At 60.2% G+C, this 17919-nt stretch carries 20 protein-coding genes; 14 read left to right on the top strand and 6 right to left on the bottom strand.

All coding sequences use genetic code 11. The features are described 5' to 3' along the window. Positions 1-300: 300 nt before the first annotated feature. Positions 301-1125: a helix-turn-helix transcriptional regulator gene (locus ACS4RS_RS15775; RefSeq protein ID WP_449313722.1), complete on the bottom strand. Its 825-nt coding sequence runs from the start codon at positions 1123-1125 to the stop codon at positions 301-303. Between the two features lie 91 nt (positions 1126-1216). Between ACS4RS_RS15775 and ACS4RS_RS15770 the strand changes: the two genes are divergently transcribed. Then, complete coding sequence (locus ACS4RS_RS15770) at positions 1217-2101, top strand: SDR family oxidoreductase (RefSeq protein ID WP_439010225.1); 885 nt, start codon at positions 1217-1219, stop codon at positions 2099-2101. A gap of 97 nt (positions 2102-2198) precedes the next feature. Here the strand turns inward: ACS4RS_RS15770 and ACS4RS_RS15765 are convergent, their stop codons facing one another. Together ACS4RS_RS15765 and ACS4RS_RS15760 are read right to left on the bottom strand one after the other, a co-directional pair. Continuing rightward, positions 2199-2408: a hypothetical protein gene (locus ACS4RS_RS15765; protein ID WP_183779541.1), complete on the bottom strand. Its 210-nt coding sequence runs from the start codon at positions 2406-2408 to the stop codon at positions 2199-2201. A 1-nt stretch (position 2409) separates the two neighbouring features. Next, on the bottom strand, positions 2410-2610 hold the full coding sequence (locus ACS4RS_RS15760) for a hypothetical protein (protein ID WP_012558107.1): 201 nt from the start codon (positions 2608-2610) through the stop codon (positions 2410-2412). A 125-nt stretch (positions 2611-2735) separates the two neighbouring features. Between ACS4RS_RS15760 and ACS4RS_RS15755 the strand changes: the two genes are divergently transcribed. Then, positions 2736-2909: a hypothetical protein gene (locus tag ACS4RS_RS15755; RefSeq protein WP_003593709.1), complete on the top strand. Its 174-nt coding sequence runs from the start codon at positions 2736-2738 to the stop codon at positions 2907-2909. 159 nt (positions 2910-3068) lie between these two features. On the opposite strand, the gene ACS4RS_RS15750 is transcribed toward ACS4RS_RS15755, so the two are convergent. The 3 genes from ACS4RS_RS15750 to ACS4RS_RS15740 all read right to left on the bottom strand — a co-directional run bounded on the left by ACS4RS_RS15750 (position 3069) and on the right by ACS4RS_RS15740 (position 4786). Beyond that, positions 3069-3512, bottom strand: coding sequence for an SRPBCC family protein (locus tag ACS4RS_RS15750; protein WP_183855247.1), 444 nt, complete (start codon positions 3510-3512; stop codon positions 3069-3071). 115 nt (positions 3513-3627) lie between these two features. Further along, on the bottom strand, positions 3628-4041 hold the full coding sequence (locus ACS4RS_RS15745) for a GFA family protein (protein WP_439010226.1): 414 nt from the start codon (positions 4039-4041) through the stop codon (positions 3628-3630). Between the two features lie 52 nt (positions 4042-4093). Beyond that, positions 4094-4786, bottom strand: a complete 693-nt coding sequence (locus tag ACS4RS_RS15740) for a DJ-1/PfpI family protein (protein ID WP_439010227.1) — start codon at positions 4784-4786, stop codon at positions 4094-4096. Between the two features lie 248 nt (positions 4787-5034). Between ACS4RS_RS15740 and ACS4RS_RS15735 the strand changes: the two genes are divergently transcribed. The 12 genes from ACS4RS_RS15735 to ACS4RS_RS15680 all read left to right on the top strand — a co-directional run bounded on the left by ACS4RS_RS15735 (position 5035) and on the right by ACS4RS_RS15680 (position 17670). Next, positions 5035-6036: a substrate-binding domain-containing protein gene (locus ACS4RS_RS15735; RefSeq protein WP_439010228.1), complete on the top strand. Its 1002-nt coding sequence runs from the start codon at positions 5035-5037 to the stop codon at positions 6034-6036. Between the two features lie 88 nt (positions 6037-6124). After that, positions 6125-7159 carry a sterol desaturase family protein gene (locus tag ACS4RS_RS15730; protein WP_439010229.1) on the top strand — a complete coding sequence of 345 codons (1035 nt, stop codon included), beginning with the start codon at positions 6125-6127 and terminating at the stop codon, positions 7157-7159. Next, positions 7156-7467, top strand: a complete 312-nt coding sequence (locus tag ACS4RS_RS15725) for a MocE family 2Fe-2S type ferredoxin (RefSeq protein WP_439010230.1) — start codon at positions 7156-7158, stop codon at positions 7465-7467. Before ACS4RS_RS15730 ends, ACS4RS_RS15725 begins: the two co-directional genes overlap by 4 nt. Positions 7468-7552: 85 nt before the next feature. Beyond that, positions 7553-8758, top strand: coding sequence for an FAD-dependent oxidoreductase (locus tag ACS4RS_RS15720; protein ID WP_439010231.1), 1206 nt, complete (start codon positions 7553-7555; stop codon positions 8756-8758). Further along, positions 8755-9588 (top strand): sugar phosphate isomerase/epimerase family protein, encoded by an 834-nt coding sequence (locus tag ACS4RS_RS15715; protein ID WP_439010232.1) that lies wholly within the window; start codon positions 8755-8757, stop codon positions 9586-9588. The genes ACS4RS_RS15720 and ACS4RS_RS15715 overlap by 4 nt, the downstream gene beginning before the upstream one ends. A 195-nt stretch (positions 9589-9783) precedes the next feature. Further along, entirely contained in the window at positions 9784-11436 is a 1653-nt protein-coding gene (locus ACS4RS_RS15710; RefSeq protein WP_439010233.1) for an EAL domain-containing protein, read from the top strand. A 56-nt stretch (positions 11437-11492) separates the two neighbouring features. Continuing rightward, complete coding sequence (locus ACS4RS_RS15705) at positions 11493-11996, top strand: hypothetical protein (protein WP_439010234.1); 504 nt, start codon at positions 11493-11495, stop codon at positions 11994-11996. Beyond that, positions 11993-13165, top strand: coding sequence for a methyltransferase domain-containing protein (locus tag ACS4RS_RS15700; protein WP_439010235.1), 1173 nt, complete (start codon positions 11993-11995; stop codon positions 13163-13165). Before ACS4RS_RS15705 ends, ACS4RS_RS15700 begins: the two co-directional genes overlap by 4 nt. Further along, positions 13119-15521 (top strand): SpoIIE family protein phosphatase, encoded by a 2403-nt coding sequence (locus ACS4RS_RS15695; RefSeq protein WP_449313721.1) that lies wholly within the window; start codon positions 13119-13121, stop codon positions 15519-15521. Before ACS4RS_RS15700 ends, ACS4RS_RS15695 begins: the two co-directional genes overlap by 47 nt. 3 nt (positions 15522-15524) lie before the next feature. Next, positions 15525-16085: a slr1658 superfamily regulator gene (locus ACS4RS_RS15690; protein WP_449313720.1), complete on the top strand. Its 561-nt coding sequence runs from the start codon at positions 15525-15527 to the stop codon at positions 16083-16085. A gap of 7 nt (positions 16086-16092) precedes the next feature. Continuing rightward, on the top strand, positions 16093-16431 hold the full coding sequence (locus ACS4RS_RS15685; protein ID WP_003564563.1) for a slr1659 superfamily regulator: 339 nt from the start codon (positions 16093-16095) through the stop codon (positions 16429-16431). Positions 16432-17010: 579 nt separating this feature from the next. After that, the gene (locus ACS4RS_RS15680) at positions 17011-17670 is read left to right on the top strand and encodes a hypothetical protein (RefSeq protein ID WP_439010237.1); all 660 of its coding nucleotides are present in this window, start codon (positions 17011-17013) and stop codon (positions 17668-17670) included. Positions 17671-17919: the final 249 nt, after the last annotated feature.

Here is a 17919-nt window from a genome sequence, read left to right as displayed (position 1 = left end):
GAGAAGGTCAAATGTTTTTCTATTATTGGTAGTATTTTAGATTTTTACAATTTGGTCGTATCGCCTGGGAATACCAGGCTCAGGTACGCTGAGGGGCGGATGCCGACTGGTCGATGACGGGCGCGGCACGATAATTCATTGAAATCCCCCATCGCGCGGCTCAAATCGCGCATCGATCCACAGCATGACTGCAGATTTGTCCGGGTCGAGCGCTATGAGCGCGTGGCAACGCTAGTATCTGAAAATTCCCGACGGCGACAGCCATGATAGCGCCGACTGGCAAAGAACCGAATAGGATCGTCAGCCTACCAGACCCCTGATCTTCTCCGCATCCTCAACCGTCGCCGGATTATACACCACCATGCTGAGATCCGGCCGCCCGTCTACCTGAAATGCCGAATATTCGAAGGAGAGCAGCCCCAGCACCGGATGCTTGATGTGTTTGGCGCCTTCGCCGTGGATGCGCACGTCGTTATCGCGCCACATCGCCAGGAAATCGGGGCTCTTGCGGCAGAGTTCATCGACCAAGGGCTCGACCTCGGCCGCAGCACCCGCGCGGGCCGCGTCCACACGGAAGGCGGCGACGACGAAGCGGGCAACACTTTCCCAGTCGTGCTGGGCTGCGCGCACGCGCGGGTCGAGGAAGATGAAGCGCAGCACGTTGCGTTCTTCCGGCGGCAGTGCGCTGTAGTCGGTAAGCAGCACGGTTGCCGCCCGGTTCCAGGCAATCACGTCCCAGATGGCGTTGCGGATCAGCGCCGGGCTCGGGTCCAGTGCATCGAGCACGCCCTGCAGCCTAGGCGTCACCCCGTTTTGCCTGTAGTAGCGCACCTCGGGCGGGCGGCCGAGGCCGATGAGGAAAAGATGCTCGCGCTCGATATCGGTCAGCATCAGCGCCCGCGATATCCGGTCGAGCACGTCGGCCGACGGCGCGCCGCCGCGCCCCTGCTCCAGCCAGGTGTACCAGGTGGGGCTGATATTGGCGCGGCCTGCCACCTCCTCGCGGCGCAGCTTCGGCGTGCGGCGACGCTCGCCGGCAAAGCCGAGCGCGGCCGGATCGAGCTTGGCGCGGCGGTCCTTGAGATAGGCGCCCAGCCGGTTTTCGGAGGTGACGAACTCGCTCATCCTGTTAGTCACTATACCATGATAATCTCACTACTTTACCATGATAGCAGGACGGTCGATATCTGTCTCCAGCAAAACAGGAGAGGTTGATATGCGCGTATTCGTAACCGGAGCAACCGGCTGGGTTGGCTCGGCCGTCGTCAGTGAATTGATCGCTGGCGGACACCAGGTGCTAGGCCTCACCCGCTCCGAAAAAGGAGCTGAGGACTTGGCGGCCGCCGGCGCTGCGGTCCATCGCGGCACGTTCGAGGATGTGGAGAGCCTGAAGCGCGGCGCCGCCGAGGCCGATGGCGTCATCCACACCGGCTTCAATCATGATTTCTCGAAATTCGCCGAAAACTGCGCCCTCGACCGGCGCGCCATCGAGGCGCTCGGTGAAGCTCTGCAAGGCTCCAGCCGTCCCCTACTGGTCACGGCAGGCCTCGGCCATGCGCCCGGCCGCGTCGGCACCGAGAAAGATCCGCCCATGCCCACCACAGAGACCTATCCCCGCGCCTCCGAAATCACCGCGGTATCGCTTGCGGCACGCGGGGTGCGCGCCTCCACCGTCCGGCTTCCGCCTTCGGTGCATGGCCACGGCGACCACGGTTTCGTGCCGATCCTGATTGATTTCGCCCGGCGGACGGGTGTTTCGGCCTATATTGGCGAAGGGCAGAACCGCTGGCCGGCGGTGCACAGGCTAGATGCCGCCCGCCTCTATCGGCTGGCGCTGGAGCGCGGCGCCGTGGGCGGCCCTTTCCTCGCGGTCGCCGAGGAGGGCGTGCCGTTCCGGAAGATCGCCGAGGTGATCGGCCGGCGGCTCAATGTTCCGGTGGTCTCGAAGTCGCGCGAGGAAGCGGCTGAGCATTTCGGCTGGTTCGCGATGTTCGCGGGCTTCGACGTGCCAACGTCGAGCGAGCACACCCGCGCGCTCCTCAACTGGCAGCCCACCCAGCCGGACCTGCTCGCCGATATTGACCACGCGGCTTATTTTTAAGAGCTCATCCTCACGCCTACCCGCAGGAGCATCGCCGCCCCCAACAAGCCGAAAGCCGGGGTCGGCTTGCCTCCAGACTCAAAGGGGAACTCTTCGCCTACCGCATCCGCCCCTCATTCATATCGGCGGGATCGTAGTTGATGTCCCAATCCTTCTGCGGCTTCTTCTTGCCGGGCGGGTTCTTGTGCACTGTTGCATCTTCGGAGCCGGTGATGACGGTCGGCTTGGCGCTAGCAACGCCGGTGCTCTTCCTGTCGGCGCGGGATTTGGCGAACTGGCCGGCCGCGTCTTTCTCAGGGTTGGCCATCTCATTCACCCTTCTGCTTCAGCGCATCGCCGAGATCCTTGGTCTCGGGATCGCGGTTGTTTTCGCCCTTGGCGTCGCGATCGCGGTCCGGATCGTCTTTGGCTTTGAGATAGCCGCGCGGGGTGTTTCCCTTCGGGCCTTCCCATCGGGGAGACTGATCTGTGGTGCCGGGAGCACCATCTTTGGGGGTCGTCATGCCCATCATCGTTTCTCCTTGGTTGAGGAGGAAAAACCGGGAAAGGCGCCAACTGTTCCCGCAGAAAATATGGAACAGTGTCGTTCCCCATTGGTTGTCCCGAGGTCGCAACCTCGAACAGGGAGCCGAAGATGAGCAAGACCAACGTCCGTGAACTACAGAAACGCGCCGAACAGCAGGTCAAAAACACCAGCGCCGGCGGCCACCTCGGCGGCACATATTTCGGTCAGCAGCCCGACGGCAAAACTGCCTCGGACAGCAGCAACGACAGCGCCAAGGCGCGGCCGAACGACGGGAGCAATTGAGCGGCGCGTGCCGCCAGCTTACGTGGTGGCGATATCACCGCCAACTGTTGTCGTGAAGCCCCACGTCTCTTTCTTCATTTCCGTTCTCGGGCTTTTGACCCAAGGACGGAGATGAGGATGCCGGGTAAGCCTGTCGAATTCAACCCTGGCGCAATCGCGCTATTCCTGGATATCGGGCTCGATCACCCTGGCGAGGTTTTTCAGAGACTCCTGCCAGCCAAGATAACAAGCCTCCGGCGGGATGAGGTCGGGTACGCCTGCCTGGGTGATATCAACCTCGGTGCCGACCGAGACTTTCTTCAGCGTCACGGTGACTTCCATTTCCCCCGGTAGGTTCGGATCGTCGAACTTGTCGGTGTAGCGGACGCGTTCACCCGGGACGAGTTCGCGGAATTCGCCGCCGAAGGCATGGCTGTTGCCGGTCGTGAAATTGCGGAACGACATTCTGAACGTGCCGCCGACGACCGGCTCCATATGATGCACGGTGCACAGAAAGCCGTTCGGTGGCAGCCACTTGGCAAGCGCGTCCGCCTCGATGAAGGCGCGATAGACCTTTTCCGGGCTGGTCGCGAAAACGCGGTGCAGGCGTATGGTGTTCGGCATGGTGGTGATCCCTTGTGATGGACGGAATGAACGCGCTAAGGACGGACAAGCCTTCGCCGATCCGACACGGGATCGTTCTTTTCTTCAAGAAAAATCGCTTGGGGCCGTGCGGCCGTCAGCTCGGCATGCCTTCGAATTGCGGAAGGTGAAGGGGCGTTGCCCAAGCCAGCCGCCGTTTGGTGAACATCTCGACCCCCGGCTGTATCAGCTCAGGCCGATCCAGGCTGCCAAGGGTGACGAAGACCAGACCAGGAAAGCTTTCGAGGTTGCTGCTGAACAACCTTGCACCGCAATCGGCGCAGAAGTTGCGATCGAGCCCCTTGCCGGAATCGGCGATGTAGTGAAACGCCTTCGCTTTGCCGGCAGTTAGGGTGAAATCATCCTGCGGCACGGCAAAGAAGGTGGCCGCCTCGCCGCCCGAAGCTTTCTTGCAATCCAGACAATGGCAGTCCGCGACGAAGGTCGGATCTGTGTCGAAGCCGAACCGCACCGCGCCGCAAGCACATTTTCCGGTATATTTCCTACCCATGCCGGGGTCCTTCATCCGTTTCAAGATCGGCGGCGGTGCTCGCCCCTACGCCTCAGGCCGCGTCCTGCTTGCCCAGCGCATGCAGCAGCAGCCGTGCGGCCTGCTTCGATGAGGCCGGGTTCTGCCCGGTAATCAGCTGATCATCCTGGACGACATGCACCGCCCAGTCTGCCGTCGTCGAAAACTTCGCCCCCTGCTCTCTCAGCACGTCTTCTAGCAGGTAGGGCACGACCTTGACGAGCTGCACGGCGGCCTCCTCGGAATTGGTAAAGCCGGTCAGCGTCCGACCCTTGGCGATCGGCCCGCCGTCCGGAGCCTTGACCTTGGTCAGGATCCCCGGCGCGTGACAGACGAGCGCCAGCGGTTTTCCCGCAGCAAGCGTCTCCTCGATGATCGCGTGGGCGTTGCGGTCGTTCGTCAGATCCCAGAGCGGGCCATGACCGCCGGGAAAGAACACGGTGTCGTAATCGGCCTGGTCGATGTCAGACAGTTTTAGCGTGTTGGCGAGCGCAGCCGTCGCCGACGGGTCGCGTTCAAACCGTCGCGTGTCTTCGGTCTGAAACGCCGGCTCGTTGCTCTTCGGATCAAGCGGAGGCTGACCTCCTTTGGGCGAAGCGAGCACGACCTCGGCCCCGGCATCACGGAAGACGAAATAAGGGGCGGCGAGCTCCTCGAGCCAGAATCCGGTCTTCTTGCCGGTATTTCCCAGCTGATCATGCGATGTGAGAACCATGAGAATTTTCATTGCCCAGCTCCTTCGGCCGGCCGGAGGACAAACTCTCCCGCGTCCGGTTTAACGGTGAAATACTGCCTGCAATCTCATGCTGAATTGGAAGAAATCATAGATCGCCTGCACCCGCGACACAAGCTCTCCCTTCCGCCATTGGTGCCGGCCAATCAGCTTCTGTGACTTCTGAGGCTCTGGTGTATGAAGAAGGACGGATTGCCCGTAGGATCGATCCGATCGCGTTGGCCTTTCCAGGGACCTGAAAAGTGAGCAAGCCGAATTATCGGGACATCGCCCGCCATGCCGGCGTCGGGACGGCCACGGTCGAACGGGTTCTGAACGGACGCGGGGGCGTACGCCCGGAGCTGGTCGAGAAGGTGATCATTGCCGCCCGCGCTCTGGATTATCCCCGCAAGCTCCCGGACACCCATCGCGGCCTGCTGCGGATAGAGGTGTTGATGGTGCGTCCTGAAACGACCTTCTATCAGCGGCTCTCCGCAGCATTCGAGAGAATCGCGGCGACCCTCGACCCGCTGGTCATCGTGCATCGCAGCTTTACCGAAGAGATGAAGCCGGAAGAAATCGCGCGCCGTATCTTATCGGCCGGCCTGCGGCGCGCCGGCCTGATCCTGGCGGTGCCGAGCAATCCGGTGATCGGCGCGGCTGTCGAGAAGGTCAGCGCCCAAGGCTTGCCGGTGGTTCACGTCGTCACCCGCGCCTCGGAACGGACAGGTGAATTCGTCGGCATCGACAATTATGCCGCCGGCCGGACGGCCGCGCTCTTCATCAGCCGGATGGCACGCCGGAGCGGTCCGGTCTTTGCGATCTGCCATCCGATCTATCAGGTGCACCGCGATCGCATCCGCGGTTTTTCGGACTATTTTCTCGAGCATCCCGGTGCCACCAGCTTCGAGTACCTGGGCTTCGGTCTCGACGAAGAGCATCTCGGCGCTGAACTCCTGTCGTCGGCCTTGCGGATGTATCCGGACCTTGCCGGCCTCTACAATGCCGGCGGCGGCAATTCCGCGCTGATCAATGTGCTGCGGCGGCATGCGCGCGAACGCGGCATCTTCTTCGTCGGCCACGAACTCACCGATTATACGCGCAGCGCCTTGCAGGACGGCATCATGGATGTGGTCCTCGACCAGGCGCCCGAGGCGCAGGCCAGGCGATCGCTCGATCTCATCCTGCGCCGGATTGGCTTGACCGATATCAAACCGGATCAGGCACCGATCCGTTTTATTACCATCACCAAGGAAGCGCTTTGATCTAATCAGATCAAGGAAGGCTTCGGCATTCACGAGCGTCCCTGCTAATTTCCAGTCAGCAGAGAGATGCGGGGCGGAGGAGATGCCAATGGATGATCTGAAATACGGCAAGCGCAACAAGCGCGGCGATTGGGCGCCGGACCAGCCGGTGGAGACTGCGCCGCTTTTCGCCTTTCCGCCGCGGCTAATGGCGGTCCTGAAATGGCTGCCGCATTACTTCTTTCCCTGGAACCTGATTTTTGCCGCCTCCGCTGTCGGTTATTGGGCCTGGGTCATTCCGCCGGTGGAAACGATGCGCACGCTCAGCATCGGCTGGATCGCCTGGCTCTATGCGGTGAACGCCGTCGCGGTCTTCCTGTTCTACGGCGCCTTCGAACTGCATCTCTACGTGTTGAAGCGGCAGGAAAACCGCTTCAAGTACAATGGCAAGTTCCCGGCCGACCACAGGAGCAACGCCTTCTGGTTCGAAAGCCAGAACCTCGACAATATTCTGCGCACCTTCCTGTCAGGCGTGACGATCTGGACCGCCGTCGAGGTGGGCATGCTCTGGGCCTATGCCAATGGCTACGCGCCGTGGCTGCGTTTTGCGGAAAATCCATGGACGCTGGCGCTCGTCGCGCTCGTGGTGCCGATCATTCACGAGTTCCACTTTTTCTGCATACACCGGCTGATCCACACGCCCTTGCTCTACAAATGGGTGCACTCGGTCCACCACAATTCGGTGAACCCTTCCCCCTGGTCGTCGCTGTCGATGCATCCAATCGAGCATCTGCTCTATTTCGGAACGGCGTTCTACCATCTGTTCCTGCCCTCCAACCCGATCATCATGCTCTACCAGCTGCATTATGCCGGTTTCGGGGCAATTCCCGGCCATGTCGGCTTCGACAAGGTCGAGATCGGTAAGGAGCAACTGGTCGATAGCCACGCCTATGCCCATTACCTCCACCACAAATATTTCGAGGTGAACTACGGCGACGCGCTGATCCCGCTCGATAAATGGTTCGGCACCTGGCACAACGGCTCGCCCGAGGGCGAAGCGCAGATGCAGGAACGTTACCGCAGGCGGAAGGAAAAATTGGCGGCCCGCAAGGCCCGCCTTGAAGTCGGGGGAGCCGCCGAATGACCTGGGTTTCCGCTGGCAAACTCGACGACATCGAACAGGAAGGCGCCATCCGCTTCGACCATGGCGGGCGCACCTACGCGATCTACCGTGGTCCGGATGACAGCGTCTACTGCACCGCCGGGCTCTGCACCCACGAGGCGATCCATCTCGCCGACGGACTGGTGATGGATTTCGAGGTGGAATGTCCGAAACATTCCGGCGCCTTCGACTATCGCACCGGCGAGGCGCTCAGGCTCCCCGCTTGCGAAAATCTGAAAACCTATCCGGCAGAGGTGATCGACGGAGTGGTTCGCGTGGCTCTGGCTTGATGCATGTCGCCCGGATCTGCGCCGCGCTTCCGGCGTTGGTTTTTATGTCCTCACGAGCGCCGGCCGCTCTTTCCACGGAGAAAACATGGACGGCATCGTCATCATCGGTGCGGGCGAAGCCGGCACCCGGGCAGCCTTTGCCCTGCGTGAGGCAGGCTATCGCGGATCCGTCACGTTGGTCGGAGCCGAGCCGCATCTGCCCTATGAGCGGCCACCCCTGTCGAAGACCGTGAATGATGCGGTGCAGATGAAGCTGATCTGCGCGGCAGACGCGCTGGAAGCGGCCGGCATTGCCTATCTCAAGGGCCTGTCGGCCGCCGAGCTCGATACCGGAGCCGGAACGGTGCGCTTGACCGACGGGCGGGTGCTGCGCTACGAAAAGCTGCTTCTGGCGACCGGCGCGCGGCCGAGACGGCTCACATGCCCCGGTGCGGCGCATGCATTCGACTTCCGCACCCACGCCGACGCCGAAACGATCTTCTCCCGTGTTGCGCCGGGCCGGAGCGTGGCGATCATCGGCGCCGGCCTGATCGGGATGGAACTTGCAGCTGTCCTCCGCGGAAGGGACGTCGCGGTCAACGTGATCGAAGCGGCCCCGAAACCTTTGGGTCGCGCCGTCCCTGCCCGCTTTGCCGAAAGGCTGCACGTCAGACATGCTGCGGAAGGGGTGCACTTTCACCTCGACCGGGGCGTTGCAGCGATCAGCGACGACGGCGTCACCCTGACCGATGGCAGCCTGGTTCATGCCGATCTCGTCGTCAGCGCCATCGGCGTCCTGCCTGACATCGCTTTGGCGGAAGCAGCGGGACTGGCGACAGGCAACGGGATCCTGACGGACACCTGTCTTCGCACCAGTGCGCCGAACGTCTTCGCCTCAGGCGATTGCGCGGCGGTGGCTGAGCCGGGTGGAGGACATGTTCGCTATGAAAGCTGGCGGAACGCCAGGATGCAGGCCGAAACCGCGGCGCGAAACATGGCCGGTGCCGCCGAGACCTTTAGCGCCCTCCCCTGGTTCTGGTCCGACCAGTACGATCTCGGCCTCCAGGTGGCAGGACTGCCGCAGCCCGCCCATCGAACCGTCCAACGTTCGGTCGCGGAAGGCGAGGTCGAATTTTATCTCGATGACGGGCGCCTCGTGGCAGCCGCAGGCCTTGGCATCGGCAATGGCGTGGCCAGAGACATCAAGCTTGCCGAGATGCTGATTGCCGCAGGTTCAAGCCCCCCGCCCGCTGATTTGGCCGACCCTCGGGTGAACCTGAAAACCCTTCTGAAGAGCGCGCGGGCCGCATGACACAGAGACTGCTGATCTTCCAATCGCTTTGGGCCATGGAACGCCGGCAAACGGATGGGTTCGAGCGCACACTCGACGAGAACATCGCGATGATCTCCGAGGCAGGCTTCGACGGCATCAGCGCGCATTACACCAACCGCGGCGATGTCGCTGCCCTCGACGAGGCCATCCGGGGCAACGGCTTGAAGATCGAAGGGGTCTGCTTCCCTCGCTGTGTCGAGGATCTGCGACTGCCGCTGGAACTGGCCGCGGAGTTTCCGATCAGCCACATCAACCTGCAGCCCGATATCCGCCCGCGCCGCGTCGATGCCTGCCTGCCGCTGCTCGATGGCTGGATGCGGCTCGCTGAAGATGCCGGCATTCCCGTGTTCATCGAAACACATCGCGACAGGATGACCGCGGACCTGTTCTTTACGCTGGATCTGCTCGAACAGCGTCCGGACCTGCCGCTGCTGGCCGACCTGTCGCATTTCCTCGTCGGCCGCGAGTTCGCCTTTCCGGTCGATGAGGAGAACCACGCTCTGATCCGGCGCATCCTGCAGAACGCCCACGCATTTCACGGTCGGGTTGCCTCGCGTGAACAGGTGCAGATCGAGATCTCCTTTCCGCACCACCGGCCCTGGGTCGACCTCTTCCTTGAGTGGTGGAAGTATGGTTTTCGCCACTGGCGATCCCGCGCCGCCGAGGACGCCGAGCTGATCTTTACCTGCGAGCTGGGTCCCAAACCCTATGCGATCACCGGCAAAGACGGCAACGACTCGACCGACAGATGGGCTGAGGCCCTGGCGCTGCGGCAGATGGTGCATGAGCTTTGGGCTGCCACTGCCTGAATCCCGTTACTCAGCGTCCCGATCGTGCAAATCCCCTGTTGGATCAGTGTAGTGTGCCCCACATCGTAAGCGTGTCGGCAGAGGTTTGGGATTGTTAATCAGGGGTGCCTAATGTAAATCTTGACGTGCAAAGGTTGTGCGACAGTTGATTTGCTACGATATCTGGTTAGGACATTCGACTGGGAGAGGCCCGAGATGCGGAAAATTCGTGCGGCCGGCTCGGCCCTCGGACAAACACAGGCAGAAGCTTCGACTTCGATCGACCGGCTTTTGTTCTTTGACCGCGACTTCAATCCCGTCGAGAGTTTGTTTGGCAATGAGCTGCCTGCTTCCGTCAAACCGGCCGCGTCACTTTGGGAGCATTTTCCACAGCTGGACAAATCGGCGATTTCGCTCGCTTTCCGCTCCTTGGATGACAGTGCCCAGCCATTGCGAATATCGGGCGATCTGGGCGGGCCCGGGTCGCACGGGCTGACGATCTATCGGATCGGAGAACTGTTTGCCGTGGTTCGCTCCGACGAGCTTGTTGACGATGAGCGGGCAACCCTTCTGCATCTGGCGACCCACGATCCGCTGACGGGACTGCCGAACCGGCGCCAGTTTAGTGACGACCTCGCGGTGCTGTTGAAGCAGACCACAGGTTCAAACGAGACCCTGTCTCTGATGCAGCTCGACCTTGACGATTTCAAGCCGGTCAACGATACGCTTGGGCATCCGGCCGGTGACAAGCTTCTTCAATTTGCCGCAAGGCGTATTCAAGATTGCCTGACCAGCGATGACAGAGCCTATCGACTGGCAGGCGACGAATTCACCGTCATTTCAAGGGGTTCTGGACATCCGGCCAAAGCGTATCGATTGGCGGAAACTTTGGTTGCCGCATTCAAAAAGCCCTTCAAGATAGATGGCATCGCGGTCTTTGTCGGCACCAGTATCGGCATATCCACAGCTCCTCCGGATGGAAACGATCCGGAGCAGCTGATGAAGGCGTCCGACCTTGCGCTTTATGCCGCCAAGCAGGAGGGGCGCGGTCGGGCAAAGGCCTTCGATCCAGCAATGCTGGAATTGCTCGAACAACGCGAACTGTTGCGCCGCAGCCTGCGCATGGCTTTGGACCAACAGCAATTCTTCGTCGAGTACCAACCCCTTGCCGAAGGCGGCTGCATCGTCGGCTTCGAAGCGTTGCTGAGATGGCACCACCCGCTGCTTGGAAAAATTCCACCGGCGGCATTCATTCCGATGGCCGAGGCCGATGGAATGATGCCTGACATCGGCGCATGGGTTTTGGAGCAGGCATGCCGCGAAGCGATGAAGTGGCCTGAGAATTACATCGTGGCCGTCAATGTCTCGGCGGCAGAATTCTTGACGAGCGGCCTCACGGATCGCATATCGCAGACGCTGGACTTGGTCGGACTTCCGCCCGAGCGTCTGGAGCTTGAGATTACCGAAAGCGTACTGCTGGAGCGGACCGTCAACAATATCGACACGCTGAATACGCTCAACGTGCTGGGGATACGAATCTCGCTGGATGATTTCGGGACCGAATATTCTTCGCTCAGCTATCTCAAGACATTCCCTTTCGACACGATCAAAATCGACAAATACTTCATCACCGATCTGGAAAGCGATCCGAAAAGCCAGACGATCGTCCGCTGTATCGTCAACCTCGCACATGGCCTCGACATGCAGGTGACGGCCGAAGGGGTCGAGACGCCGGCTCAGGCAGAATGGCTACACGGTGTGGGCTGCGACAGGCTTCAGGGCTATCTGGTGAGCAGGCCGCTTCCGGTCGAGGCGATCGGCGAATTCATCAACCGCGCTGAAACATCCGTGAGCCACGCGCTGGTATAGCACGAGAGATTTTTCGCCGTGCTTTTTTGAGGGCATCTGACACTCCAGACAAACTGATGGAGGCTGTATTGGAAGAGCAAGCATCTGGCTTCGATGACCACCCATTGGCGCCGATGGTATCGCTGGAATTGAATGTTGCGACATTCAAATCTCAGTGGCAGTTTTGCGACAGGATTACCGAATATCTCTCCGACATTCTCGGGCAAGGTCACAGCGACCCGGCTCGATATTCGAATTTTCTTTCCGTCGCGGCCAACGAGCTCGTTGAACTTGCTTTCCGCTCGACCGGTGAGCCGGGAAGGATAAGTTTCAGTCTCTATCGCGGCGCGACGTCCAACCGGCTGAGAATTGCCTTTGCCCGCGAGGACCGCGAAAGCACTGGTATGAGGCCAAGTGAACGCCAGCCTCTCCCGGGCGCCGGGCCTGACCTGAAGTCCGACGGGACGATTTTGCTCAAAGATCTGGCCACGATATGCCGCGCCGCTATCCGAATTGAGCAAGACGGTGCCCGCGGGATGCAGATCATCGCAGATTTCCCCTCGGCCGAGGATTTCCAATGAACCTGCTTGCCCGCCCCTTCACCGTCCATTTCGATCCGACAAATCAGGAGCTGCTGCTGTCCGGCAAGATGCGGCCCGAAAGTCCAAACGAGATTGCCGATGCTCTCAAGCTGGTGCGGCAAAGCTTGGAACAATACAGCGGCGTCATTTACCTGAACGTCAAACGTCTAACGCACATCAACATGACGGCCTTTACAGCACTCTCCGAAATTCTGACGGCACACTGCCGGACAAGGCCGGAACGGAAGATCGTCATCATAACGTCGAGCGTGGTGGCCTGGTCGACCTCGTTGTTCCAGACCTTGGCCGCATCACAGCCAAACCTGTCGGTAGAAGTCTACGATTCGGCGTTTTATCCAGGCCAGACCTTTGTCGAGGATGAGAGTTTCATTCCCATCCTGCGCACCCAGACGAAAATGACATGGAGGCACGAACGCGAGCTGCTGCCACGCCACGGCCTGCGCAACGGCCTTGTGATGGCGGATATCTGTTGCGGAATTGGTGATTTCGCCGCTTTGGTTCAACGGGAATTCAAACCGGAACGGCTTGTCGCGCTCGATCACTCCGTACGCAGCCTCGACTATGCCCGCAGGGTCGCCGCCGACTTCGATCTGCAGGGGATCGAGTATACCTATGGCGACGCCTCTCAGATGCTGCTTCGGGACAATCAGTTCGACTTTGTGACCTGCCGGCATTCGCTTCAGATTTTCAACCGTCCCGAGATGCTGCTGCGCGAGCTTTACCGCATCTGCAAGCCCGGCGGCCGTGTCTACATCACCAACGAGAAAAATTCGCATTGCCTGGGCGAGCCGCATGCGGAAACGATCAAATGGACTTACGAGGAAGTCGCCAAGCTGTTCAGGCACTTCGACATGGATGTCGAGATGGGGCCGAAAAGCCGGCATCTGCTTGCCGATGCGGGCTTCGATGCCATCAAGGTCGATTGCTTTATGGTGACGAACCTCGACGGGGATCCTCAGGACTTCGCCGACATCATCGAAGCCTGGGAAAATGTCTATGCCGGCGAGATGGCGGTCCGGCGCGGCGACTCGGCGGATTTTATCCGCAGGTTCCGGCAAGGGTTCAAAGATCACGTCTTTGCCGCCCTTCACCCCAAAGGTTATGCAGGCTGGCCGATCTGGGCGGCTTCCGGTCGAAAGCCACAATGATGGGGGGCGATCACTGAAAAGACCGGCAGGCATAGGCTTTCGGGCAAAGTTCATCCTGGTCGTCGGCGGAGCCGTCCTCTTCGACCTGCTGGTCAGCGGCGGGCTGGCGCTTTGGAACGTTCAGAGACTGTCGCGCGACGCAACGCTCGAGGTCGGCCAGGGTCTCGAAGCGGCAAGCCAGGAATACATCCGCACCTATGCGGATTCGACCGCAGCACAGGTGAGTTTGCTGCTGCGGCAGGTTCATAGCGACGTCAGTACGCTGGCGGGCGTGCTCCAGGCGCAGATCGACGATCCCGCGCGCAATTCGGACGTTGGCGCGGCGATTGCCCGCACATCTCCCGGCAGCGTCAGCCTTTCCTACGATCCGCAGGGGAAGTGGGCTCAGAACGCTCCGGGCTCGGTCTCGGTCGTCAGCGTCTGGGGTTACCTGCTCGGACAAGACCGGCAGCCACGACCCGACGTAGAGAGCGATATCCGCACGAGCGCGGTTCTGGATCTTGTTGCGCCGAGCCTGCTGCAGCACGGGGCTTCGAAGCTGCAGATGTATTACATCGGCTCGAAAGACCGGCCGATCTTCAGAACGGCGCCCTATACCGACCAGGCCCAGACCTTCGACCGCCTTTATCCCGGCCATAACGAGGCCAATTTCTGGGATTTCTTTTTCCCAGGACTTTACGAATCCTGGCAGGGCTGGGCCAAGGATATAAAGACGCGGCCGGTCGCGGGCGACATCACCCAGACAGCGCCCTACACGGACGCCATTACCGGCAAGTTGATCGTCAGTTTCTTTCATCCCCTATGGACAGCCGACAGGCAGGATGTCGCCGGGACGGCCGGCGCCGATATCACGCTCGACCAGCTCGCGCAGATTGTTGAGAATGTGAAAGTGGCCCAATCCGGCTTTGGATTTCTCGCAATGTCCGACGGAAACGTTGTGGCGATCAACAGCACAGGAGAAAAAACCCTTGGTCTGCGTTCTGCGAGCGATGCGAGTGGAGCCGGCGCCTTGACCGGCCTGGAGCGCTCCCTAAAGGGAAGCTCCCAGCCTGCCATCGCCAAACTGGCTCTTGACCGAGAACAGGGCATTCAGCACCTGCTGTTGCAGCAGGACGGCAACGAGGTCCCCTATATCGCCATCGTCAAGAAACTGCCTGCGACCAATCTCTGGGTCAGTGGCCCGGTTCGCCAAGAGGCGATGTTGCTTGGGGTGGTCGTACCCGAGCGCGAAATCGATGCCTCGCTTTATGCCGCCCAGGCGAAGATTTCCGAAGCGACGAACCGGATCGTCCTCTACCAAATTCTGGCGATCCTGATGTCGCTGCTGATCGTGACGATCGCGGTCTTTGCGGCATCGAAACGAATAACCAGCGGGATCAGCGCTCTGGCAGGTGCTGCCAAACGAATCCAGGCAAAGGATTATTCGGTCAGGGTGGCCATATCGAGCAGGGATGAAGTCGGTGAGGCCGGTGAAGCATTCAATCGCATGGCCGAAGAGATCAGCTATCACACCGAAAATCTCGAGCAGCTCGTCGAAGAGCGAACCGCTCAAATCGAAGATGCGAAGGAAGAGATTTCGACGCTGAACGCGCAACTGCAGCGAGAAAACAGACGTCTTGGAACGGAGCTCGCCGTCGCCGAAAGAATCCAGCTGATGGTTCTTCCGCTGGATCAGGAGCTCGAGGACTTTCAGGCGCTCGAGATCGCCGCCTATATGAGACCTGCGGAAGAAGTCGGCGGCGATTATTACGACGTCTTGAAGAATGGCAGCCGGCTGAAGATCGGCATCGGCGACGTCACCGGGCACGGGCTGGAGAGCGGCGTGTTGATGCTGATGGTTCAGTCCGTCGCCCGCGCCCTGCAGGAAGCCGGAAACACCGATGCCGTGGAGTTTCTGACACATCTGAACAGCGCCCTGTTTAAAAATATCGTCAGGACGAAAATCGATAAGCACCTCACCCTGGCATTTCTTGACTACGACGGAAAAGAGATGATCCTGTCGGGGCAACACGAGGAAGTTGTCGTCGTCAGGGCAAACGGCGAGGTCGAACGCATAGACACCATGGATCTGGGCATACCGATCGGGCTGGAGGCCGATATCTCCGCCTTCATCAAAACCCGTGAGATCGCGTTCGAAAAGGGGGATCTCATACTCTTGCATACGGATGGCGTCACGGAAGCCGTCAACGACGCCGGAGAATTGTTCGGCATGGACCGGCTGTGCTGCGAAGCCGTGCGCTTGAAGGATCTGAGCGCTGAGAAAGTCGTTTCCGAAATTGTGGCGACACTCATGCTCTTTATCGGATCGCAGAAGATATATGATGACATCACGCTTCTTGCAGTACGGCACAGGTAAGACATGACGCCAACGGTATACGGCATCGAATCTCTGACTGACATAAGCCTGGATTCGGGCACGCGCCTCACCTTGACCGATGGACCGCTTCAGCTTGGATGGAAGCACTCGGGCATGACGGCCGACTTCATCGCTGAGGTCATGGCCCTGCCCTTTTTACGTTCAAAAAAAGACTACATGCAGGCGCATCATGACATCGGCTACCTCAGCAACGAGCTGATCGAAAACGCCGTCAAGTTTCGACAGCCGGGTGAGATCCTCATTGAAGCCGGCATATCCGAGGGGAGCTTTCTGATACGGGTAAAGAACACCATCGACGGCGCGACAGCCTCGCGCTTTCAGCAACTGCTGCACCGCCTGCAATCGAAGGATCCCGGAGAACTTCTTCTTGAGCAAATCGAAACCAACGCCATATCCTCTGCAAGTGGTTCCGGCTTGGGCTTGCTCACCCTTCTGAGCGATTATGACGCAAAAATGGCATGGGCATTCGAAGAGTATAATGATGAGCGTATTATCCTGACGACGACTGCAGCCGTGGCAATGCCGCCCTCCTCCAATCCGTGAGCGAAGAATGGAAATCAGCGACGAAAACTTCCGTGTATGGGCGGAACAGAACGAAGTCTATTTCGACGGCGTATTCCGGCTGGCCGGACCGGACGCCTATGCACCGATCTATTCCTTGATCTCCGGCTTGCTCCACGACGGGCACAAACAGGTGACGTTCAACCTAACGGGTCTCGAGTTCCTCAATTCCTCCGGCATAAATCTCCTGGCCAAGTTGACCATCGAAGCCAGAAAGATGGGCGACCTGCTGCTGGTCGTCAAAGGCACGCACCAATATCCCTGGCAAGCCAAATCCCTCCCGAACCTCAAGAAACTGCATCCGCTTCTTGATTTGCGCTTGGCGTGAGTCGGGGCGTCCGCGCCTCAAGGCACCCATGTCTCCACCCTCATTCCTGTGACGAGCACAGGAATGAGGAGTGTGAGGTGGCGTCCACGCGCCCAATCCTCCGCTCACACGGTGTAGCGCATACGATGTTTCCCCACTCGATCCTCCCGCGTCGCCCCCAGGTTCGCCGCGACGATGGCGGCCGGCACGCCGGTGGTCAGAACCGACTTTGCGCGCCGTGAATAGATGTTTGTGCCCGCCCTCCCTCCGTCGTGCTAGGCCTTGAGCCGAGCTTCCACACACGATATCGACCACACCGTGGCGTGGGTCCTCGGCTCAAGGCCGAGGACGACGGAGAGTGGGGCTGGCTTGCCAGCCAAACTCGCCGGCTTACAAGCCGCCGCGTCTCGGATGCTTCATCGGGCCCGCACACCCCTCCACCCTCATCAACTCAGCTTAGCCGGCGGCTCCCTAAGACCATAGCCGTGGCACGGCACCAGACCTCAGTCCGATGTGCAGAATGCGATCGCAGTTTAATCTTCACAACTGCTTACGTCGTGGAACTGCACGGCGCCTGTTGATCTGATCCGGAGGAAAACGATGCGGATAGCAACCTTAGCGTCCCTGGCTGTGCTCTCGCTGGCTCTTGCCGCAGGGCCGGTCACGATTGCCGGTATTGATATGGCCGCGCTGGCGAAGGGCGGTGGAAACGGTGGTGGCAATGGCGGCGGCAACGGTGGTGGTAACGGCGGCGGCAATGGCGGAGGCAATGGAAACAGCGGCAGCCATGGCAGCGACAACCAAGGCAGAGGTTCAGCCAATAGCGGCTCCAAATCGACAGACTTGAGAGGCAAGTCCTCCCAAGCGGTAGGCAAGTCCAAGTCGGTAAAAACAGATAGGGTCGTCGTCGCCACAAAAGAGAAAAACCTTTCGGCGCAGCTTGCGGGCCTGAACTCCTTGAAGCGGAATTACAGGGCGTTGATGCATACCTCGGACCCACGCATGACGGCCATCTCGGCCTATGCCGTGGCCTATGCCCAGTATGAAATCGACAACGGAATCGAGCCCACAGACACCGATCCTCTGCTTGGGGACGCGGCGCTGGAGGACGCATTGGCTTCCGCAACGAAATCCGGTCAGGTGAGCCCGGCGGTCCTGGCTGAAGCCAAGACCATTCTGGGCGTGGGCGATGCGAACGGTAAGATCGATCAAATCCGCACCTCGCTGGAAAACGCCGCGCCGGCGACGTCAGACGAATAGCCACCAGTGGGTTGCGTGAGGTGCGCAGCTAATCGGTTATGTTGCGCGCCAGACTACGAGAGCATTTCCGTCTTTGTTTGAGTAACGGAATGCTCTCTTTTTTTGAGCAGTTTCGGGAGATCGATGAGGGCAGCCCCACATCCGCCTGCCGGCATGCAGGGTGAAGGGGGCAAGCCGCAAGCTCTCCGTTCCCCCACAAACCTCTTGCATGGCATGTCCCCCGCCCCGTTTGCGGGGAGAGGGTTAGGG

Origin of the sequence: Rhizobium sp. F40D2, from assembly GCF_051810745.2 — a bacterium.
Classification (GTDB): Bacteria; Pseudomonadota; Alphaproteobacteria; order Rhizobiales; family Rhizobiaceae; genus Rhizobium.
Note: the sequence above shows the minus strand (reverse complement) of the source record. Positions and strands in the feature narration are given on the sequence as shown.